This window comes from Streptomyces sp. NPDC104226 (genome assembly GCF_055584085.1).
On sequence record NZ_JBVJMS010000004.1, the window covers coordinates 281,458 to 298,823 of the forward strand.

General features: G+C 71.8%; 11 protein-coding genes. 6 read left to right on the forward strand and 5 right to left on the reverse strand.

Going from position 1 to position 17,366, the window contains the following annotated elements; all coding sequences use genetic code 11:
- Positions 1–64: 64 nt before the first annotated feature.
- A complete protein-coding gene (locus ACZ60J_RS14750) occupies positions 65–1,246 on the forward strand; it encodes a sensor histidine kinase (protein ID WP_469682433.1) in 1,182 nt (393 codons plus the stop codon).
- 41 nt (positions 1,247–1,287) lie between these two features.
- Here the strand turns inward: ACZ60J_RS14750 and ACZ60J_RS14755 are convergent, their stop codons facing one another.
- From ACZ60J_RS14755 to ACZ60J_RS14775, 5 genes are all read right to left on the reverse strand, one after another.
- The gene (locus tag ACZ60J_RS14755) at positions 1,288–2,139 is read right to left on the reverse strand and encodes an endo alpha-1,4 polygalactosaminidase (RefSeq protein WP_469681945.1); all 852 of its coding nucleotides are present in this window, start codon (positions 2,137–2,139) and stop codon (positions 1,288–1,290) included.
- Positions 2,136–2,798, reverse strand: coding sequence for a spherulation-specific family 4 protein (locus tag ACZ60J_RS14760; RefSeq protein WP_469682435.1), 663 nt, complete (start codon positions 2,796–2,798; stop codon positions 2,136–2,138). Before ACZ60J_RS14760 ends, ACZ60J_RS14755 begins: the two co-directional genes overlap by 4 nt.
- 53 nt (positions 2,799–2,851) lie before the next feature.
- Complete coding sequence (locus ACZ60J_RS14765) at positions 2,852–4,486, reverse strand: hypothetical protein (RefSeq protein WP_469681946.1); 1,635 nt, start codon at positions 4,484–4,486, stop codon at positions 2,852–2,854.
- On the reverse strand, positions 4,483–5,997 hold the full coding sequence (gene pelF / locus ACZ60J_RS14770) for a GT4 family glycosyltransferase PelF (protein WP_469681948.1): 1,515 nt from the start codon (positions 5,995–5,997) through the stop codon (positions 4,483–4,485). The genes ACZ60J_RS14765 and pelF overlap by 4 nt, the downstream gene beginning before the upstream one ends.
- Before the next feature lie 122 nt (positions 5,998–6,119).
- Complete coding sequence (locus ACZ60J_RS14775) at positions 6,120–8,144, reverse strand: hypothetical protein (protein ID WP_469681950.1); 2,025 nt, start codon at positions 8,142–8,144, stop codon at positions 6,120–6,122.
- A 345-nt stretch (positions 8,145–8,489) separates the two neighbouring features.
- Between ACZ60J_RS14775 and ACZ60J_RS14780 the strand changes: the two genes are divergently transcribed.
- The 5 genes from ACZ60J_RS14780 to aceE all read left to right on the forward strand — a co-directional run bounded on the left by ACZ60J_RS14780 (position 8,490) and on the right by aceE (position 17,315).
- Positions 8,490–10,025, forward strand: coding sequence for a leucyl aminopeptidase (locus tag ACZ60J_RS14780; protein WP_469681952.1), 1,536 nt, complete (start codon positions 8,490–8,492; stop codon positions 10,023–10,025).
- A gap of 296 nt (positions 10,026–10,321) precedes the next feature.
- Entirely contained in the window at positions 10,322–11,710 is a 1,389-nt protein-coding gene (gene lpdA / locus ACZ60J_RS14785; RefSeq protein WP_382971808.1) for a dihydrolipoyl dehydrogenase, read from the forward strand.
- Between the two features lie 54 nt (positions 11,711–11,764).
- A complete protein-coding gene (gene sucB, locus ACZ60J_RS14790) occupies positions 11,765–13,519 on the forward strand; it encodes a 2-oxoglutarate dehydrogenase, E2 component, dihydrolipoamide succinyltransferase (protein ID WP_469681954.1) in 1,755 nt (584 codons plus the stop codon).
- Positions 13,520–13,750: 231 nt separating this feature from the next.
- Positions 13,751–14,374, forward strand: coding sequence for a GntR family transcriptional regulator (locus tag ACZ60J_RS14795; protein ID WP_469682437.1), 624 nt, complete (start codon positions 13,751–13,753; stop codon positions 14,372–14,374).
- 256 nt (positions 14,375–14,630) lie between these two features.
- On the forward strand, positions 14,631–17,315 hold the full coding sequence (aceE, locus tag ACZ60J_RS14800; RefSeq protein ID WP_469681956.1) for a pyruvate dehydrogenase (acetyl-transferring), homodimeric type: 2,685 nt from the start codon (positions 14,631–14,633) through the stop codon (positions 17,313–17,315).
- Positions 17,316–17,366 lie beyond the last annotated feature (51 nt).

The following is a 17,366-nucleotide window of genomic DNA, read 5'->3' on the forward strand; positions in this document are numbered from 1 at the left end:
CGCGGGGCCGTACCGTATCGGGGTGACGACACACCTCGGGCCGCTCGCCCCCACACGGCAGTGGATGCGGGAGCATCCGCTGGCCACCGACGCCGTACTGGCGCTCGGGGCGCTCGTCGCGATGGTCGTCGGATCCTTCGCCAACCCGCACGGGGAGCACGGGCCGACCTTCGGGACCCGCACCCCCGAGCCGTTCTCGCTCGTCCTCATGGTGCTCGGCGCGGGCGCCCTGGTGCTGCGGCGCCGGCGGCCGCGCACGGTGCTGGCGGTCACCATCGGGCTCTCGCTGCTGGAACTGACCACCGGCGAGCCGCGGGCACCCGTCGCCATGTGCACGGTGATCGCCCTGTACACGGTGGCCTCGCGCACCGACCGGCCCACCACCTGGAAGCTCGGCCTGCTCACCATGGCCGGGCTGACGGGCGTGGCCATGCTCGCCGGACCCCTGCCCTGGTACGCGCAGGAGAACCTCGGCATCTTCGCCTGGACCGGCATGGCCGCGGCCGCCGGGGACGCGGTGCGCAGCCGGCGGGCGTTCATCGACGCCATCCAGGAGCGGGCCGAGCGCGCCGAACGGACCCGCGAGGAGGAGGCCCGGCGCCGGGTCGCCGAGGAGCGGCTGCGGATCGCCCGGGACCTCCACGACGTGGTGGCCCATCACATCGCCCTGGTCAACGTGCAGGCGGGGGTGGCCGCCCACGTCATGGACAAGCGTCCGGACCAGGCCAAGGAGGCCCTGGCGCACGTACGGGACGCCAGCCGGTCGGCCCTGAACGAGCTGCGGGCGACCGTCGGGCTGCTGCGGCAGTCCGGCGACCCCGAGGCGCCGACCGAGCCGGCGCCCGGCCTGGCCGTCCTCGACGACCTGGTGGACACCTTCCGGCACGCCGGGCTCCCGGTGAAGGTGATGGTCCAGCTGGGCCCGGCCGCTGCGGTGCCGCTGCCCGCCGCCGTGGACCTGGTGGCCTACCGGGTCATCCAGGAGGCGCTGACCAACGTCCGCAAGCACGCGGGTCCCGGGGCCGGTGCCGAGGTCAGCGTGGTGCGGGTGGGCGGCTCGGTGGAGGTGACCGTACTGGACGACGGCGGCTCCGCGGCGGACCCCGCCCCGGAGCCCCGCGACCCCGGCGGCGGGCACGGCCTGCTCGGCATGCGCGAGCGGGCCGTGGCCCTGGGCGGCTCCTGCTTCGCCGGGCCCCGCTTCGGGGGCGGCTACCGGGTGCACGCGATCCTGCCGGTGGGCTAGCCGCGGGCGGCCGTCGGCTGTCGGCTGTCGGCGGCCCGCTGTCAGCAGGCCTTCCGCCAGGCGCCGAGGTCGTACTTCTTCTCCAGCGAGCTGAGCTTCAGCGCGCGCGTGGCCGCGCAGAAGCGGCTCGCCGGGAGCTCGTACTCCACGTGGAAGACGGCCTTGCCCGCCGCGATGAACGGGGTCAGCCGGGCGCACTCGTCGTACTGGGCGCACTGCTCGTTGACCGCGAAGTCGAAGTCCCCCACCAGTTCCGGGATCTGGTCCAGGTCGTTCTTCAGGCCGACCGACAGCCCCCGGTCGTGGGCGAGCCGCACGATCAGCCGGTTGTAGTTCAGCTGGTCGCCGGCGGTGAGCGGGAAGCCCGACTTGTTGCGGTAGGCGTCCATGTTGTCCGGCTCCACCGCGTCGAAGCCCTTGTCCCGGCACATGTCGAACCGCTTGGCGATCAGCGGTTCCAGTTCCGCGAGCCGCCGGATGTCCAGCCAGCGCTCGCCCTCCCAGCCGTTGCCCTCGCCGCGCATCGACGGCGGGAAGGACCCGGCGTCCGGCCGGAAGTCCTCCCAGGCTCCGGTGGAGAGGTAGCAGATGGTCCGCCGGCCGGCCGCCTTCAGTTCGGCGACCTGCTCCTTGGTGGTGGTGAATCCGTCGATGTCGTAGACCGCCGCCTTCACCGAGGTGTCCAGCTTCCCGGTGATCTGCCACTGCCAGCTGACCCCGGGCGCCGGCTGCCAGCGCTCCCCGGGCGCCGGGGCGGGCGAGAAGTCCTCCGGCTGCTCCTCGTCGTCCTGCGGGCCGGAGGTACAGGCCGCGAGCAGCAGTACGGCGAGGAGGCCGACGGCCCCGAGGGCGGGCAGGCGGCGGGCGGGCAGGCGGGTCGGCGTAGGTCTCATCCGGTGGCCTCCAGGGCGTACGGCAGGGTCCCCCACGGGTGCGCGCCGGTCCCCGGGACCGCGCAGTGCACCCCCGCCCCCCGCTGGGCGGCCAGCCGCCCGGCGAGTTCGGCGGCCGGGGCGCCCGGCGGGACGGCGTAGACGAGGTGGCAGAACCGGTGGGCGGGGTGGTCGGCGGTCCACGGGGGAACGGCGGCCGCGTCCCGGTAGGCGTCCCAGGGCCCCTCGAAGGTGACGAGGAGGTCGGCGAGTTCGGCGTAGCCGGGGTGCGGGTGCACTCCGTGGTTGAGGACGACGGTACGGGCCCCGGCGGCCCGCGCCGCGACGGCGAGCCGCTGGTAGTGCGGCAGGAACTTCGGGCCGGCCGCGGCCTGGTCCAGGAAGGTCCCGTCGGTGGCGTACCAGTCGCGGTGCCGCAGCAGGTCCTGGACCACGGCGGCGTGCGGGCGCCGCCCGTAGTCGGTGTCGGCGTACCCCAGGACGGGCACCCCGGCCCCGCGCAGCCTTTCCGCGACGGCGGCGAACCGCTCGTCGGGGGCCTCGCCGGGCCCGCTGGCGGGGTTGAGCACCACGGAGTGCAGCCGGCCGGCGGAGCGGATGAGCCGCTCCCAGTACTCGGGGCGGTCGGCGGGGTGCTCGTAGAGGGGCACCAGGAGCATGAGGTCCTTCTTCTCGTACGGGGTCACGTGCGTCGGGGGTGTGCGGTGTGGGGTCAGCGGTGGGCCGTGGCCCGGCCGAGGAGCAGGCAGACCAGGGTGCCCAGCGCGAGCGCCGCGGCTCCGGCGACGGCCAGTTGCACGGCGCGCGGCTGCCCGAGTCCCAGGAGCAGGGCAAGGCTCTGCGCGACGGCGGCCGAGGCGCAGACCACCGCGGCGGGCCGGACCGCCCCGAAGGACTGCAGGAGCAGCCCTGTCCACATCACGGCGCCGAGCAGCAGCAGGGTGGCGACGCGGACTCCGGTCAGGCCGGGCGCTCCGGGCCAGAGCAGGGTTCCGGTGAGGCCGAGGGCCAGCAGCACCGCCAGGTAGGCGGCGAGGCACCGGGCCAGGGTGGAGAGCATCCGCAGCCGGAACCGGCGGGGTGAGCGGGCCGCGCGGAGCCCGGCGAGGCTGCCGCTGCGGAACCGGTGGAGCAGCCATTCGGCGGGGCCCATGCTGAGGGTGAGGGCCACGGCCGAGGGGGCCGCGACCGCTTCGGCGGGTCCCCCGGCGAGGACCTCCCCGAGGGCGGCGTACAGCACGAGCAGACCGGTGCCCAGGCCGAACACCCCGTACGGGACGGAGTCCCCGAGCCGGGGTCCGCGCGGCCCGTACTCCTCCTCGGCGCCGCGCAGCATCTTCCAGCGCACCGGGCCCCGTTCGCCCGGCCGGCGCTCCGTCCAGCCGCGGACGCGGAGCACGAGGGCCCGTACGCCGTCGGCCAGCGGCAGTTCCCGTACGGCCAGCGCGCAGGCGGCCAGGAGGGAGGCCGTCAGCAGGAGGACCCGGACCGGGACGGGCAGTTCCACGAGGAGCGTGAGCAGGGCCCCGGCAGCCATCGGTGCGAGCGCGGCCAGCAGCAGCCGCTCCCGCCCGAGGACGAGCAGCACGGTGGCGGCCCCGACGTAGAGGGCCTGACCGGCGGCGAAGGCGTAGGAGAAGGGGGGCCCGCCGGGTACCGCCAGCGCGGCGGCGGTCCCCAGGAGGGCCCCCGCGGGGGCTCCGGCGAGCAGGGTCCGCCCGGCGGCGGCCCGGTCGCCGAGGCCGAGCCAGGAGTACGCCCGGTGGGACAGGGTCTGGTCCCAGACCCAGCCGATGAGGGCCCCGGCGAGCAGGGTGAGCGTCCCGGCCGGCAGCCCCAGCCGGTCCTTGGGGCCTTCCAGGAGGGGTGCGCCCAGCAGGTAGGCGAGCCCGGGCAGGGCGAAGATCACCCCGCGCAGGAGGCAGGCGGTGAGGGGCACCTTCCAGGGGTCGGGGACGCGGCCCGGCTCCGGGAAGGAGCGCGGTACTTGGGCGTAGAGCTCCTCGGCGAGGGCGAAGGAGTCCTGGCGCCCGTAGGCGAGGCGGATGTGCTCGTCGGTCATGCCGTCGGATTCGAGGACGGCGGCGATCTCGTCGGGGTGGACGGCGGCGGCGATGAGCGGGCCGAGGCGCTCGGCGAGTTCGTCCATCGGGTCGGCGGCCGGCCCGTGGCGTCCTTCGCCCCCTTCGCGTCCTTCGCGTCCTTCGCGGCGCGGCCGGGGGATGCCGGGCAGGGTGTCGGCCGCTTCGGCGGCGGGGGCCGTACCGCGCCCGGCGGCCGCCGCGTGGCCGACGGCCACCCGGTTCCCGTCCGGGCCGGGCGGCTTGAGCCAGAGGGATCCGCTCACCACAGGCTCCCGTCGGCGGCGAGTTCCTTGTACCAGGGGTCGGCGAGGCGCTGGGTCCATTCGTCGCCCGCGTGGACGGGCAGGAGGGGCTGGCCGGCGAGTTCGCGGTAGATGTGGCGGAAGCCGTCCACGGACTGGTGGAGCGTGAACTTCTCCACCACCCGCTTGCGGGCCATCCGGCCCAGCTCGGCGCGGCGTTCGTCGTCGCGGAGCAGGGCGAGGGTGGCGCGGGCCATGGTCTCGGGCTCGCGCGGCGGGACGACGAGCCCGGTGTCGCCGACGGCTTCGCGGACTCCGCCCACGTCGGTGGAGACGGTGGTGCGGCCGCAGGACATGGCCTCGATGATGGAGAAGGGGAAGCCCTCGCTGATGGAGGAGAGCATCACGACGGAGCCGGCTCCGTAGGCCCGGGCCACGTCGTCGATGCGGCCCTCGTAGGTGATCCCGTCGCCCACGCCCAGTTCGGCGGCGAGCTTCTCCAGTTTCAGCTGGTAGTCCTCGCAGCCCGCCGGGACCGGGCCGAAGAGGCGCAGGCGCAGGGCGGGGAGCTCCTCGCGCATGAACGCGTAGGCGCGGAGGAGGGTTTCGAGGTCCTTGATGGGGTCGATGCGGCCGCACCAGCTGAGGGTGGGCACCTCGGGTTCGGGGCCGGCCTCGGGGAAGGCGTGCGGGTCGACGCCGTTGTAGACGGTGCGGATCCGCTCGGAGTCGGCGCCCCCGCGCTCCTCCCAGCGGCGGTTGTACTGGTTGCACGGTGTGATCAGGTCGGCCTGCCGGTAGCCCTCGGTGTTGAGCTCGCGGTAGAAGCCGAGCATGAGCGCCTTGACGGGCCAGCGCTGCTCGGCGCTGCGGTAGCCGAGGTAGCGCTCGCGGAGGTAGATGCCGTGCTCGGTGAGGAGGAAGGGCACCTTGTCGAGGTACTTGGCGGCGAGCGCGGGGAGGGTGGCCAGTCCGCTGCTGACGGCGTGCGCGACGCTGTCGGGCGGGATCCGCACGGACAGCGGGCGCAGTGCGTGTTCCAGCAGGTCGGTGGCGGTGAGCGCGTCGTGGATGGTGGGCTCGGCGTCGGCGGTGACCAGGCCGGGGCGGGTCCAGACGGTCATCAGCAGGCGCAGGACCGATTCGGAGCGCAGGGCCGCCGCGAGCCGCCCGGAGCGGGCCAGCAGGGCCAGTTCGCGCAGGGATTCGGAGAATCCGCCGCGCGCGGGGTCGAGCAGGGAGAGCAGGAAGGTCTCGTAGGTCTCGGCGAATCCGCGTTTGGTCCTGCCCCGCAGGCCGGAACGGAGTCTGCGGGCCGGCGGGGCGCCCCAGAGGGGAACGCTGGTGTGGCGGTAGACGTTGCGCGGCAGTTCCCAGGTGACCGGCTCGCGTCCGGAGCCGGTCAGGGCTATGACGTTGAAGTCGACCTCCGGCATGCCGCGGACCAGTTGGTCGCACCATGTGCTGACGCCCCCGTGGACGTGCGGGTAGGTGCCTTCGGTGAGCATGGTGACATGGCGCCCATGGCTCATGCGGTGTGTCCCCCCAAGGACGGAAAAGGGGCCGGCGCCCGTGGTTCGCGGAGCGCCGGCGCTAGGTGGTACGCGTGGCTGTCTTGTCCGTGCGTGCCCGGCTGGTCAGGGCAGGCGGACCGTCAGGGCGTGTTCAGCGTGACGGCGCTCTGGAGCAGCTCGGGCGCCGTCCAGGCGGAGCGGGAGCCGGCGTAGGCGGTGCCGAAGTCCGCGGTGCCCAGCACGAGCTGCTTCTTGGTGCCGGTGGGCGCGGTGACCGGGGCCACGACTCCGGAGGGCGCCTTGACGGTGACGACCTTGCCGATGCGGTAGGCGGTGACCTGGTTGGCGGCGACCGCCGCGTTCCAGGCGGCGCGGCGCTGGAGCTCGACGCCGGTGTCCTTCATGCTCTGGTTCACGATCGGCGCGGAGGGCGCGTACAGGGTGCGGTAGGTGTCGAGGACCTGGTTGAGCACCGGGTAGAGGGTGCGGTCCTCGGCGAGGTTGGACTGGTGGACGTAGTGCGGGCGCGGGTCGTTGTTCAGGACGTGCCGCAGGGCGGTCCTGGCCTCGGCCGGGACGATGTAGTCCAGGTAGCCCGTGGCGGCGTCGAGCGGGGCCGGCAGGCAGGTGGAGGTGCCGGGGTTGTCCTCGCAGATGCCGCTGCCGCCGTGGGCGCGGCTGGTGTAGATCCAGTTGTACTCGTCGGCCATCTCGGCGTTGGTGCCCGTGTTGTAGTACACGTTCATCGGGTACCGGGGGACGGTCAGTGCGGCGCCCACGGGCCGCTGCGCGGGCTCGCGGGAGTTGTCGCTGCCCGCCCATTTCACGCCGTTGTCGGCGAGCGCGCCGGCCAGGTTGGGGTTGTCCTGGGGCTGCTGCGGGAGGGTCTTGAGGCCGGAGTGCTCACCGGTGACCAGTTCGGTGCGGTCGGTGGTGATGCCCTTGGCGGCGGCCCAGTTGTTGTTGTCGCGGATCTGGGCCGAGATCTCGGCGCGGCTCATGTAGTTGATCGCGCCGGCGCTGTTCTTCGTACAGGTCCACGGGATGGTGGTGGTGTCCTGGACGCAGCCGAGGAACGGGTGCGTGTAGGTGTGGTTCATCCACCGGTACTTCGCCCGGTCGGCGACCAGTTGGGCGGTGAGGGCGTCGACGCCGCCGTTCTCGGCCTTCCACTCCTCGCCGGCGCCGCCGTTGAAGAGCATGTCGAGCTTGAAGTTCTTGGACGTCTGCCACTGCGCCGCGTACACGGCGTCGGCGGCCGTCATCCGGATCGTGGACTCCTGGCCCTCGCCGCCGGCGCAGGCGTAGTCGCCGGGGGTGCAGTTCAGGTCTTTGTTCCAGCGGGCGTCCGGCGCGAAGACGTCGTCGACGTGGACCGCGAAGTAGTTGCGCTCCTGGCCGAGGTGGACGCCCTGGGTCATCCACTCGACGATGCCGCGGGCCAGCAGCCGGAACTGCTGCTGGTACTGGTTGTAGCCGAAGGTGACGACCAGTTCGCTGCGCCCGTCGTGGGTGTACTCGCCGACGAGCGAAGCCCGTCCGGAGCCGACCGGGGCGTCGAGGTAGCTGGTGTAGCCGGTCCGCGGCTTGGCCATGTACCCGTAGCTCTCGGGGATCAGCGGCGAGTTGTCCTCGAAGTCCACCTGCCCGCCGAGGTAGGCGAAGGGGCCCGCCTTGCCGGCGGCGGTGACGGCGGCCCGGGTGCCGTCGAGGGTCCCGCTGTAGCCGCCGTTGTCGGTGTACTCCAGGCCGACGCCCGGGTGCGCCCAGGTGTACGCGTCGACCTGGCGGATCCCGTACGTCGTCTCGTACGCGGCGAGGGCGGCCATCTCGGCCGAGCCCGCTCCGAACGGATTCTCGTTCGGCAGGACCACGCTCTGGAACTTGGCGCGCGGCCGGCCGTCGACCGTGTCGGCGAGGAACGCCGCGTTCACGACCGGGCGGCTCCCGCTGCCCAGGTCGATGCGGGTGTACGGAACCCCCGTGTCGCGGAGCTCCGCGGTGATCGCCTCGACCGAGCTCCCGCCGTCGTCGACGACGAGCACCCGCAGGTCGATCCTCGGAGTCACCGCGGCCTGCGCGGCTGCTCCGGGTACTACGACGGATGCTATGGCGGCCGCGAGGCAGACGGCGGCGAGCCTGTTCATCCGGTTCTTGTGGACCATTTCGGCCTTTCCCCCCGCAGATCCTCGACTTCGGCCTGTGGCATGGGGCCAGACCGGGGAGGCTTCTGTGGAAATGATGCAAAGGGACCCCGCGTCCCCTTGCGAGAGTGGTCCGAGTGTTTCGGACCGCGTGAGGCCTGAGAGGCAAACGTGGAACAGAGTCCACAGATGGGTGAACCTGGCGACCTCTAGATCGAACAACTTGCCAAACCTTCGAGTGACGTGCGGACCAGTACGTGCGCGTAGGCTCGTTTCCGGCGGCCATCGGGCCCGAATACGATCGCTACGGACGGCCGTCCACCCACTCGGCCCACACCACCAAAACGGAAGCGAGAATTCACCACCGTGACTGCTCTGACTCTCAGCACTGCCGGACCGGCGACGCTGCGCGCCGACGTCCTCGTCGTCGGCGTGGCGAAGGGCCCCAAGGGCCCCGTCGTCGCCGCGGGCGCCGAGGCCGTGGACAAGGCGTACGACGGCAAGCTCGCCGCCGTGCTCGACGCGCTCGGTGCCTCGGGCGCCGAAGGCGAGACCACCAAGCTGCCGGCCCCGGACGGCCTCAAGGTCCCGGTCGTGCTGGCGGTCGGGCTGGGCGCCCTTCCCGACACGGACGAGTCCTACGACGAGGAGGCGCTGCGCCGCGCCGCCGGCGCCGCCGCCCGTGCCCTGCACGGCACCAAGAAGGCCGCCTTCGCGCTCCCCCTGGACGATGCCTCCGCCGTCACGGCCGTGGCCGAGGGCGCGCTGCTGGGCGCGTACGCCTTCACCGCGTACCAGGGCGGCGAGAAGAAGGCCGCCGGCTCCAAGAACGGCGGCCCGAAGCAGCCGCTCGCCGAGATCGCCCTGCTCGGCGCCAAGCCGCGCGACAAGGAGCACAAGGCCGCGGTCGAGCGCGCCACGATCGTCGCGACCGAGATCAACATCGCCCGTGACCTCGTCAACACCCCGCCGAACGACCTCACCCCCGAGGCCTTCGCAGCGGTCGCCGGTGCGACTGCGAAGGAGAACGGCATCAAGGTCCAGATCCTGGACGAGAAGGCCCTGGTCAAGGGTGGCTACGGCGGCATCATGGGCGTCGGCAAGGGCTCCGAGAACCCGCCGCGCCTGGTGAAGCTCTCCTACACCCACTCCAAGGCGGACAAGACCCTCGCCTTCGTCGGCAAGGGCATCACCTACGACTCCGGCGGCATCTCCCTGAAGCCGGCCGGCCACAACGAGACGATGAAGTGCGACATGGCCGGCGCCGCCGCCGTCTTCGCCTCCGTCGTCGCGGCCGCCAAGCTCGGCCTCCAGGTCAACGTCACCGGCTGGCTCGCGCTCGCTGAGAACATGCCCTCCGGCTCGGCCACCAAGCCCGGCGACGTGCTGCGCATGTACAGCGGCAAGACGGTCGAGGTGCTCAACACGGACGCCGAGGGCCGCCTGGTCCTGGGCGACGCGCTGACCAAGGCCTCCGAGGAGAACCCGGACGCGATCGTCGACGTGGCGACCCTGACCGGCGCCATGGTGATGGCCCTGGGTGACCGCACCTTCGGCATCATGGCCAACGACGACGCCTTCCGCACCTCCATCCACGAGATCGCCGAGGAGGTCGGCGAGGCCTCCTGGCCGATGCCGCTCCCCGAGGACCTGCGCAAGTCCATGGACTCCCCCACCGCCGACATCGCCAACATGGGTGTCCGCATGGGCGGCGGCCTGGTGGCCGGCCTCTTCCTCCAGGAGTTCGTCGGCGAGGGCATCACCTGGGCCCACCTCGACATCGCGGGCCCCGCCTTCCACGAGGGCGCCCCGTACGGCTACACCCCCAAGGGCGGCACCGGCTCCGCCGTCCGGACCCTGGTCCGGCTGGCCGAGCGCACGGCCACGGGCGACCTGGGCTGACGCCTGACGGCCCCGCTCCACGCAGGCCCCGGCCGTGATCAGATTTTCTGATCACGGCCGGGGCCTGTTCGCTGCCAACGAAATCCGTAGGTTTCTACGCTGCGGTAACCCCCGGTTCGGGCGGAAGGACCTGACGCAGGGCAGGCCCGGCGTCCCGCGTTCCGCCGACAAATGCGAAGATGGGTTCTCGGCAGGACAGGGCCCCCACCACAGGGCCGAAACAAAAGCGGCCGTATACCAGCCGCCGCCCGGTCACAGAGGACCGGTGCTCGGCGCACATGCATGGAGGACGTGACGTGGCGAACGACGCCAGCACCGTTTTCGACCTAGTGATCCTCGGCGGCGGCAGCGGCGGTTACGCCGCGGCGCTGCGCGCATCCCAGCTGGGTCTGGACGTTGCCCTGATCGAGAAGAACAAGCTCGGCGGCACCTGCCTGCACAACGGCTGCATCCCCACGAAGGCTCTGCTGCACGCGGGCGAGATCGCGGACCAGGCCCGCGAAGCCGCTCAGTTCGGTGTCAAGGCCACCTTCGAGGGCATCGACATCGCGGGTGTGCACAAGTACAAGGACGACATCATCGCGGGCCTGTACAAGGGCCTGCAGGGTCTTGTCGCCTCCCGCAAGCTGACCTACATCGAGGGTGAGGGCCGCCTCTCCTCGCCGACGTCCGTCGACGTGAACGGCCAGCGCATCCAGGGCCGCCACGTGCTCCTGGCGACCGGCTCCGTGCCGCGCTCGCTGCCCGGCCTGGTCATCGACGGCAACCGCATCATCTCCTCGGACCACGCGCTGGTCCTGGACCGCGTGCCCGAGTCCGCCATCGTCCTGGGCGGCGGCGTCATCGGCGTCGAGTTCGCCTCGGCGTGGAAGTCCTTCGGCACCGACGTCACCATCGTCGAGGGCCTCAAGCACCTCGTGCCGGTCGAGGACGAGAACAGCTCCAAGCTGCTGGAGCGCGCGTTCCGCAAGCGGGGCATCAAGTTCAACCTCGGCACCTTCTTCGACAAGGCCGAGTACACCGAGAACGGTGTGCGGGTCACCCTGGCCGACGGCAAGACCTTCGAGGCGGAGGTGCTGCTGGTCGCGATCGGCCGCGGCCCCGTCTCCCAGGGCCTGGGCTACGAGGAGCAGGGCGTCGCGATGGACCGCGGCTACGTCGTGGTCGACGAGTACATGCAGACCAACGTGCCGACCATCTCGGCCGTCGGCGACCTCGCCCCGACCCTCCAGCTCGCGCACGTCGGCTTCGCCGAGGGCATCCTGGTGGCGGAGCGTCTGGCCGGCCTCAAGGCCGTCCCGATCGACTACGACGGTGTGCCGCGCGTCACGTACTGCCACCCCGAGGTCGCGTCCGTCGGCATCACCGAGGCCAAGGCCAAGGAGATCTACGGCGCGGACAAGGTCGTGGCCCTCAAGTACAACCTGGCGGGCAACGGCAAGAGCAAGATCCTGAAGACCGCGGGCGAGATCAAGCTCGTCCAGGTCAAGGACGGTGCCGTGGTCGGCGTCCACATGGTCGGTGACCGGATGGGCGAGCAGGTCGGCGAAGCCCAGCTGATCTACAACTGGGAAGCACTGCCGGCCGAGGTCGCGCAGCTCATCCACGCGCACCCGACGCAGAACGAGGCGATGGGCGAGGCGCACCTGGCGCTCGCCGGCAAGCCCCTGCACGCACACGACTAATCGTCACTGGGCGCGACGACCACTTCCGCACTTTCGTTAGGAGCAACTGAAACCATGTCGGTTTCCGTAACCCTTCCGGCGCTCGGTGAGAGCGTCACCGAGGGCACTGTCACCCGTTGGCTGAAGGCCGAGGGCGAGCGCGTCGAGGCCGACGAGCCGTTGCTCGAGGTCTCGACCGACAAGGTCGACACCGAGATCCCGTCCCCCGTGTCGGGCATCCTGGCCTCCATCAAGGTCGCCGAGGACGAGACCGTCGAGGTCGGCGCCGAGCTGGCCGTCATCGACGACGGCTCCGGCGCTCCGGCCCCGGCCGCCGCTCCGGCCGCCGAGGCCCCCGCGGCCCCGGTCGCCGAGGCTCCGGTTGCCGAGGCTCCGGCCGCTCCGGCCCCGGTCGCCGAGGCCCCCGCCGCTGCCGCTCCGGCCGCCGCCGGTACCGATGTCGTACTCCCCGCCCTGGGCGAGTCCGTCACCGAGGGCACCGTCACCCGCTGGCTGAAGCAGGTCGGCGAGTCGGTCGAGGCCGACGAGCCGCTGCTGGAGGTCTCGACCGACAAGGTCGACACCGAGATCCCCGCCCCGGTCGCCGGCGTTCTGCTGGAGATCCTGGTCGCCGAGGACGAGAACGCCGAGGTCGGCGCGCGTCTGGCCGTCATCGGTGCGGCGGGCGCGGCTCCCGCGGCCGCTCCGGCCGCCGCCGCTCCGGCTCCGGTCGCCGCTCCGGCTCCCGTGGCTGCCCCGGCCCCCGTGGCTGCCCCGGCTCCGGTCGCGGCCGCCCCGGCGCCCGTCGCCGCCCCGGTTGCCGCTCCGGCTCCCGTGGCCGCTCCGGCTCCGGTCGCCGCTCCGGCTCCGGTCGCCCCCGCCGCCCCGGTTTCCGCCGGTGACGAGGGCGCCTACGTGACCCCGCTGGTGCGCAAGCTCGCCACGGAGTCCGGCGTCGACCTGTCCGCGGTCTCGGGCACCGGTGTCGGTGGCCGCATCCGCAAGCAGGACGTCCTGGCCGCCGCCGAGGCCGCCAAGGCCGCCGCTGCCGCCCCGGCTCCGGCCGCCACCCCGGCAGCGAAGGCCCCCGCGGCCGCCGCCGTCTCGGAGCTCCGCGGTCAGACCGTCAAGATGACCCGCATGCGCAAGGTCATCGGCGACAACATGATGAAGGCCCTGCACTCGCAGGCGCAGCTCAGCTCCGTGGTCGAGGTGGACATCACCAAGATCATGAAGCTGCGCGAGAAGGCCAAGGCCGGCTTCCTCGCCCGCGAGGGCGTCAAGCTGTCCCCGATGCCGTTCTTCGTCAAGGCCGCGGCCCAGGCGCTGAAGGCCCACGCGGTCGTCAACGCCCGGATCAACGAGGACGAGGGCACCATCACCTACTTCGACTCGGAGAACATCGGCATCGCCGTGGACTCCGAGAAGGGCCTGATGACCCCGGTCATCAAGGGTGCCGGTGACCTCAACCTGGCGGGCATCTCCAAGGCCACCGCCGACCTGGCCTCCAAGGTCCGCGGCAACAAGATCACGCCGGACGAGCTGTCGGGCGCGACCTTCACCATCAGCAACACCGGCTCGCGCGGTGCGCTGTTCGACACGGTCATCGTGCCCCCGAACCAGGTCGCCATCCTGGGCATCGGCGCGACGGTCAAGCGCCCGGTGGTCATCGAGACCGCCGAGGGCACGAACATCGGCATCCGCGACATGACGTACCTGACCCTGTCCTACGACCACCGCCTGGTGGACGGCGCGGACGCGGCCCGGTACCTCTCGGCCGTCAAGGCCATCCTGGAAGCCGGCGAGTTCGAGGTCGAGCTCGGCCTGTAAGGCCTCTGCGGCAGCGGTTCACGGCTGTCGCGCACGGCGCCCCCGCCCGGGATGCACGTCCCGGGCGGGGGCGCCGTCGTCGTACCCTGGGCCCCTCCGGTCGGCCGCTGTAACCAGCCTCACGCTGCGCCCCTGACCAGGAACGCATCGCGACGAGCGGCTCCGCCGTATTGTCTACGCATCAAGGCCCCGCATGCCCCTGCACACCCCTCAGGAGATGAAGCCCCGATGATCACCCCACCCGTCGTGCACTCGCTGCGCGAGCAGATCCGCGAGCACATCGTGGAGGGGATCGTCAGCGGGCGCTGGAAGCCCGGTGAGCGGATCGTGGAGCGCCGGATCGCCGTGGAGCTGGAGGTCAGCCAGACGCCCGTGCGCGAGGCCCTGCGCGAGCTGGAGACGCTGCGGCTGATCGAGTCCGCGCCGAACAAGGGCGTGCGCGTACGGAACCTGTCGGCGGCGGACCTGGAGGAGATCTATCCGGTCCGGGCCGGCCTGGAGCAGATCGCGGCCGAGCTGGCCGCGCCCCGGCTGGCGGCCGACTGCACGGCCCTGGAACCGCACGTGGCGGCCCTGTGGGAGGCCGACCGCAGCGCGGACGGCACGGCCCAGGTGCGGCACACCGTGGGCTTCCATCGGGAGATGGTGCGGGCCGCCGGGAACAGCGTGCTGCTGCACACCTGGGAGTCCCTGGGCATCGAGGTCTTCACGGCCCTGTCCATCCGGTGGCTGGGAACCGTCCAGAAGTCCTACGCCGAGGAGCACGAAGCCCTCGTGGACGCCTTCCGCAACCAGGACCCCGACATCGGCCTGCTCGTGAAGCGGCATGTTCTGGGGTGCGCGCCGCGGGCTTGATCTCGCCCTTCGAGACTCCGCCCGAGACCCGTCCGAGCGCCCGTCTCGTCCCGTTTTGACCGGCACCGGGTGCCCGTTTTCATGGCACCCGGTGCCGACTTTTGTCAGATTGACGTTTCTACGTCACATTCATTTGATCGATCATCGATCAGCGCCTTACAGTCATCCGCGGACCCCACCCGGGTCCAACGACCCTGTCCTGCCCGTCAGGGATTTCTTCACCACCTCTCCTTTGTCCGGAAGGCGGCGCACACCGATGTCCGACCCCGTAGGAAAGCTTCCGAGCGAGCTCGACCAGCTCCCGGACCGCGACACCGAGGAGACCGCCGAATGGGCGGCCTCCCTCGACGCCGTCGCCAAGGCCGCCGGTACGCGCCGCGCCGAGTACCTGCTCCGTCGTACGCTCCAGCACGCCGAGGCCGCCGGCCTCGCGCTGCCGAAGCTGCTCGAGACGGACTACGTCAACACCATCCCCACCGCCGCGGAGCCGGAGTTCCCCGGTGACGAGGCGATGGAAGCCAAGATCACCGCCTGGAACCGCTGGAACGCGGCCGCCATGGTGACCCGCGGCTCCAAGTACGGCGTCGGCGGCCACATCGCCACCTTCGCCTCCGCCGCGTGGCTGTACGAGACCGGCTTCCAGCACTTCTTCCGCGGGAAGGAGGCCGACGGATCGGGCGACCAGCTCTACATCCAGGGCCACGCCTCCCCCGGCATCTACGCCCGCGCGTTCCTCGACGGACGCGTCTCCGAGCAGCAGCTCGACAACTTCCGCCAGGAGTCCGGCGGCAACGGCCTGCCGTCCTACCCCCACCCGCGGCGCCTGCCGTGGCTGTGGGAGTTCCCGACGGTGTCCATGGGCCTCGGCCCGCTGTCCGCGATTTACCAGGCGCGCTTCAACCGCTACCTGCAGAACCGCAGCATCAAGGACACCGCCAACTCGCACGTCTGGGCCTTCCTGGGCGACGGCGAGATGGACGAGCCCGAGTCGACCGCCGCCCTGGCCCTCGCCTCCCGCGAGCAGCTCGACAACCTGACCTTCGTCATCAACTGCAACCTGCAGCGCCTCGACGGTCCGGTCCGCGCCAACTTCCGCGTGGTCCAGGAGCTGGAGGCCCAGTTCCGCGGCGCCGGCTGGAACGTCATCAAGTCGCTGTGGGGCTCCGCCTGGGACGAGCTGTTCCAGCTCGACACCACGGGCGCGCTGGTACGCCGCCTGCGCGAGGTACCCGACGCGCAGTTCCAGACGTACGCGACCCGCGACGTGGCCTACATCCGCCAGCACTTCTTCGGCGCCAACGCCGAGCTCGTGCAGCTGGCCGGCGTGCTCTCCGACGCGAAGATCGCCGAGTGCTTCCACAGCTCCCGCGGCGGCCACGAGCCCCGCAAGGTCTACGCCGCGTACAAGGCCGCGCTGGAGCACAAGGGTGCTCCGACGGTCATCCTCGCGCAGACCGTCAAGGGCTACACGCTGGGCGCCGGGTTCGAGTCGAAGAACGCGAACCACCAGATGAAGAAGCTGACGATCGACGAGTTCAAGGACATGCGTGACCTCCTTGGCCTCCCGATCCCGGACAGCGCCTTCGCCGACGGCCAGGTCCCGTACGGCCACCCGGGTGCGAACAGCCCCGAGGTCCAGTACCTGAACGAGCGCCGCGCGGCGCTCGGCGGCCCGGCCCCGGCCCGCAAGGTCAAGCACGTGGCCCTGCCCGCCCCCGCGGACCGTTCCTTCGCCCCGCTGCTCAAGGGCTCCGGCAAGCAGGAGATGGCCACCACCATGGCCTTCGTCCGGCTCGTCAAGGACCTGATGCGGGACAAGGAGACCGGCAAGCGCTGGGTGCCGATCGTCCCCGACGAGGCCCGCACCTTCGGTATGGAGTCCCTCTTCCCGTCGGCCGGCATCTACTCGCCGCTGGGCCAGACGTACGAGCCGGTCGACCGCGACCAGCTGATGTACTACAAGGAAGCCAAGGACGGCCAGATCCTCAACGAGGGGATCACCGAGGCCGGCGCCATGGCCGACTTCATCGCCGCCTGCACGTCGTACGCGACGCACGGCGAGCCGATGATCCCGTTCTACATCTTCTACTCGATGTTCGGCTGGCAGCGCACCGCCGACCAGATGTGGCAGCTCGCCGACCAGCTCGGCAAGGGCTTCATCGTCGGCGCCACCGCCGGCCGCACCACCCTGACCGGTGAGGGCCTGCAGCACGCGGACGGCCACTCGCACCTGATCGCGTCCACGAACCCGGCGTCGCTCAACTACGACCCGGCCTTCGCGTACGAGATCGCGGTGATCGTCAAGGACGGTCTGCGCCGGATGTACGGCGAGAAGCCGGAAGACGTCTTCTACTACCTGACGGTCTACAACGAGCCGAAGCCGCAGCCGGCCATGCCCGAGGGCGTGGAGGAGGGCATCCTCAAGGGCCTCTACCGCTTCAACACGGCGGCGGACCTGGCGGAGGCGGCCCCGGCCGCCGACGCCCCGAAGATCCAGCTGATGGCCTCCGGTACGGCCATCCACTGGGCGCTGGACGCGCAGAAGCTGCTCGCAGCCGACTGGAACGTGGCCGCCGACGTCTGGTCCGCCACCTCCTGGGGCGAGCTGCGCCGCGACGCGCTCGAGTGCGACGAGGCCCTCCTTCGAGGAGAGATGCGCACCCCGTTCGTCACCCGCGCCCTGGAAGGCGTCACCAGCCCGGTGCTCGCCGTCTCCGACTGGATGCGTCAGGTCCCGGACCAGATCAGCCAGTGGGTCGAGCAGGACTACACCTCGCTGGGCACGGACGGCTTCGGCCTCTCCGACACCCGCGAGGGCGCCCGCCGCCACTTCGGTGTCGACGCCCAGTCGATCGTGGTGGCCGCGCTGGCCCAGCTCGCCCGCCGCGGCGAGGTCCCGGCGTCCTCCATCAAGGAGGCCCGGGAGCGCTACGGCCTGTAGGCCCTGGCGGCCCGGACGGCCGGTGCACTGAACGACCGTGAGGCGGTCCGC

Coding starts and splice junctions, on each gene's coding strand:
- aceE (WP_469681956.1), top strand. CDS start 14,631: ATGTCCGACCCCGTAGGAAAGCTTCCGAGCGAGCTCGACCAGCTCCCG.
- sucB (WP_469681954.1), top strand. CDS start 11,765: ATGTCGGTTTCCGTAACCCTTCCGGCGCTCGGTGAGAGCGTCACCGAG.
- ACZ60J_RS14760 (WP_469682435.1), bottom strand. CDS start 2,798: ATGCTCCTGGTGCCCCTCTACGAGCACCCCGCCGACCGCCCCGAGTAC.
- ACZ60J_RS14775 (WP_469681950.1), bottom strand. CDS start 8,144: ATGGTCCACAAGAACCGGATGAACAGGCTCGCCGCCGTCTGCCTCGCG.
- ACZ60J_RS14755 (WP_469681945.1), bottom strand. CDS start 2,139: ATGAGACCTACGCCGACCCGCCTGCCCGCCCGCCGCCTGCCCGCCCTC.
- pelF (WP_469681948.1), bottom strand. CDS start 5,997: ATGAGCCATGGGCGCCATGTCACCATGCTCACCGAAGGCACCTACCCG.
- ACZ60J_RS14750 (WP_469682433.1), top strand. CDS start 65: ATGCGGGAGCATCCGCTGGCCACCGACGCCGTACTGGCGCTCGGGGCG.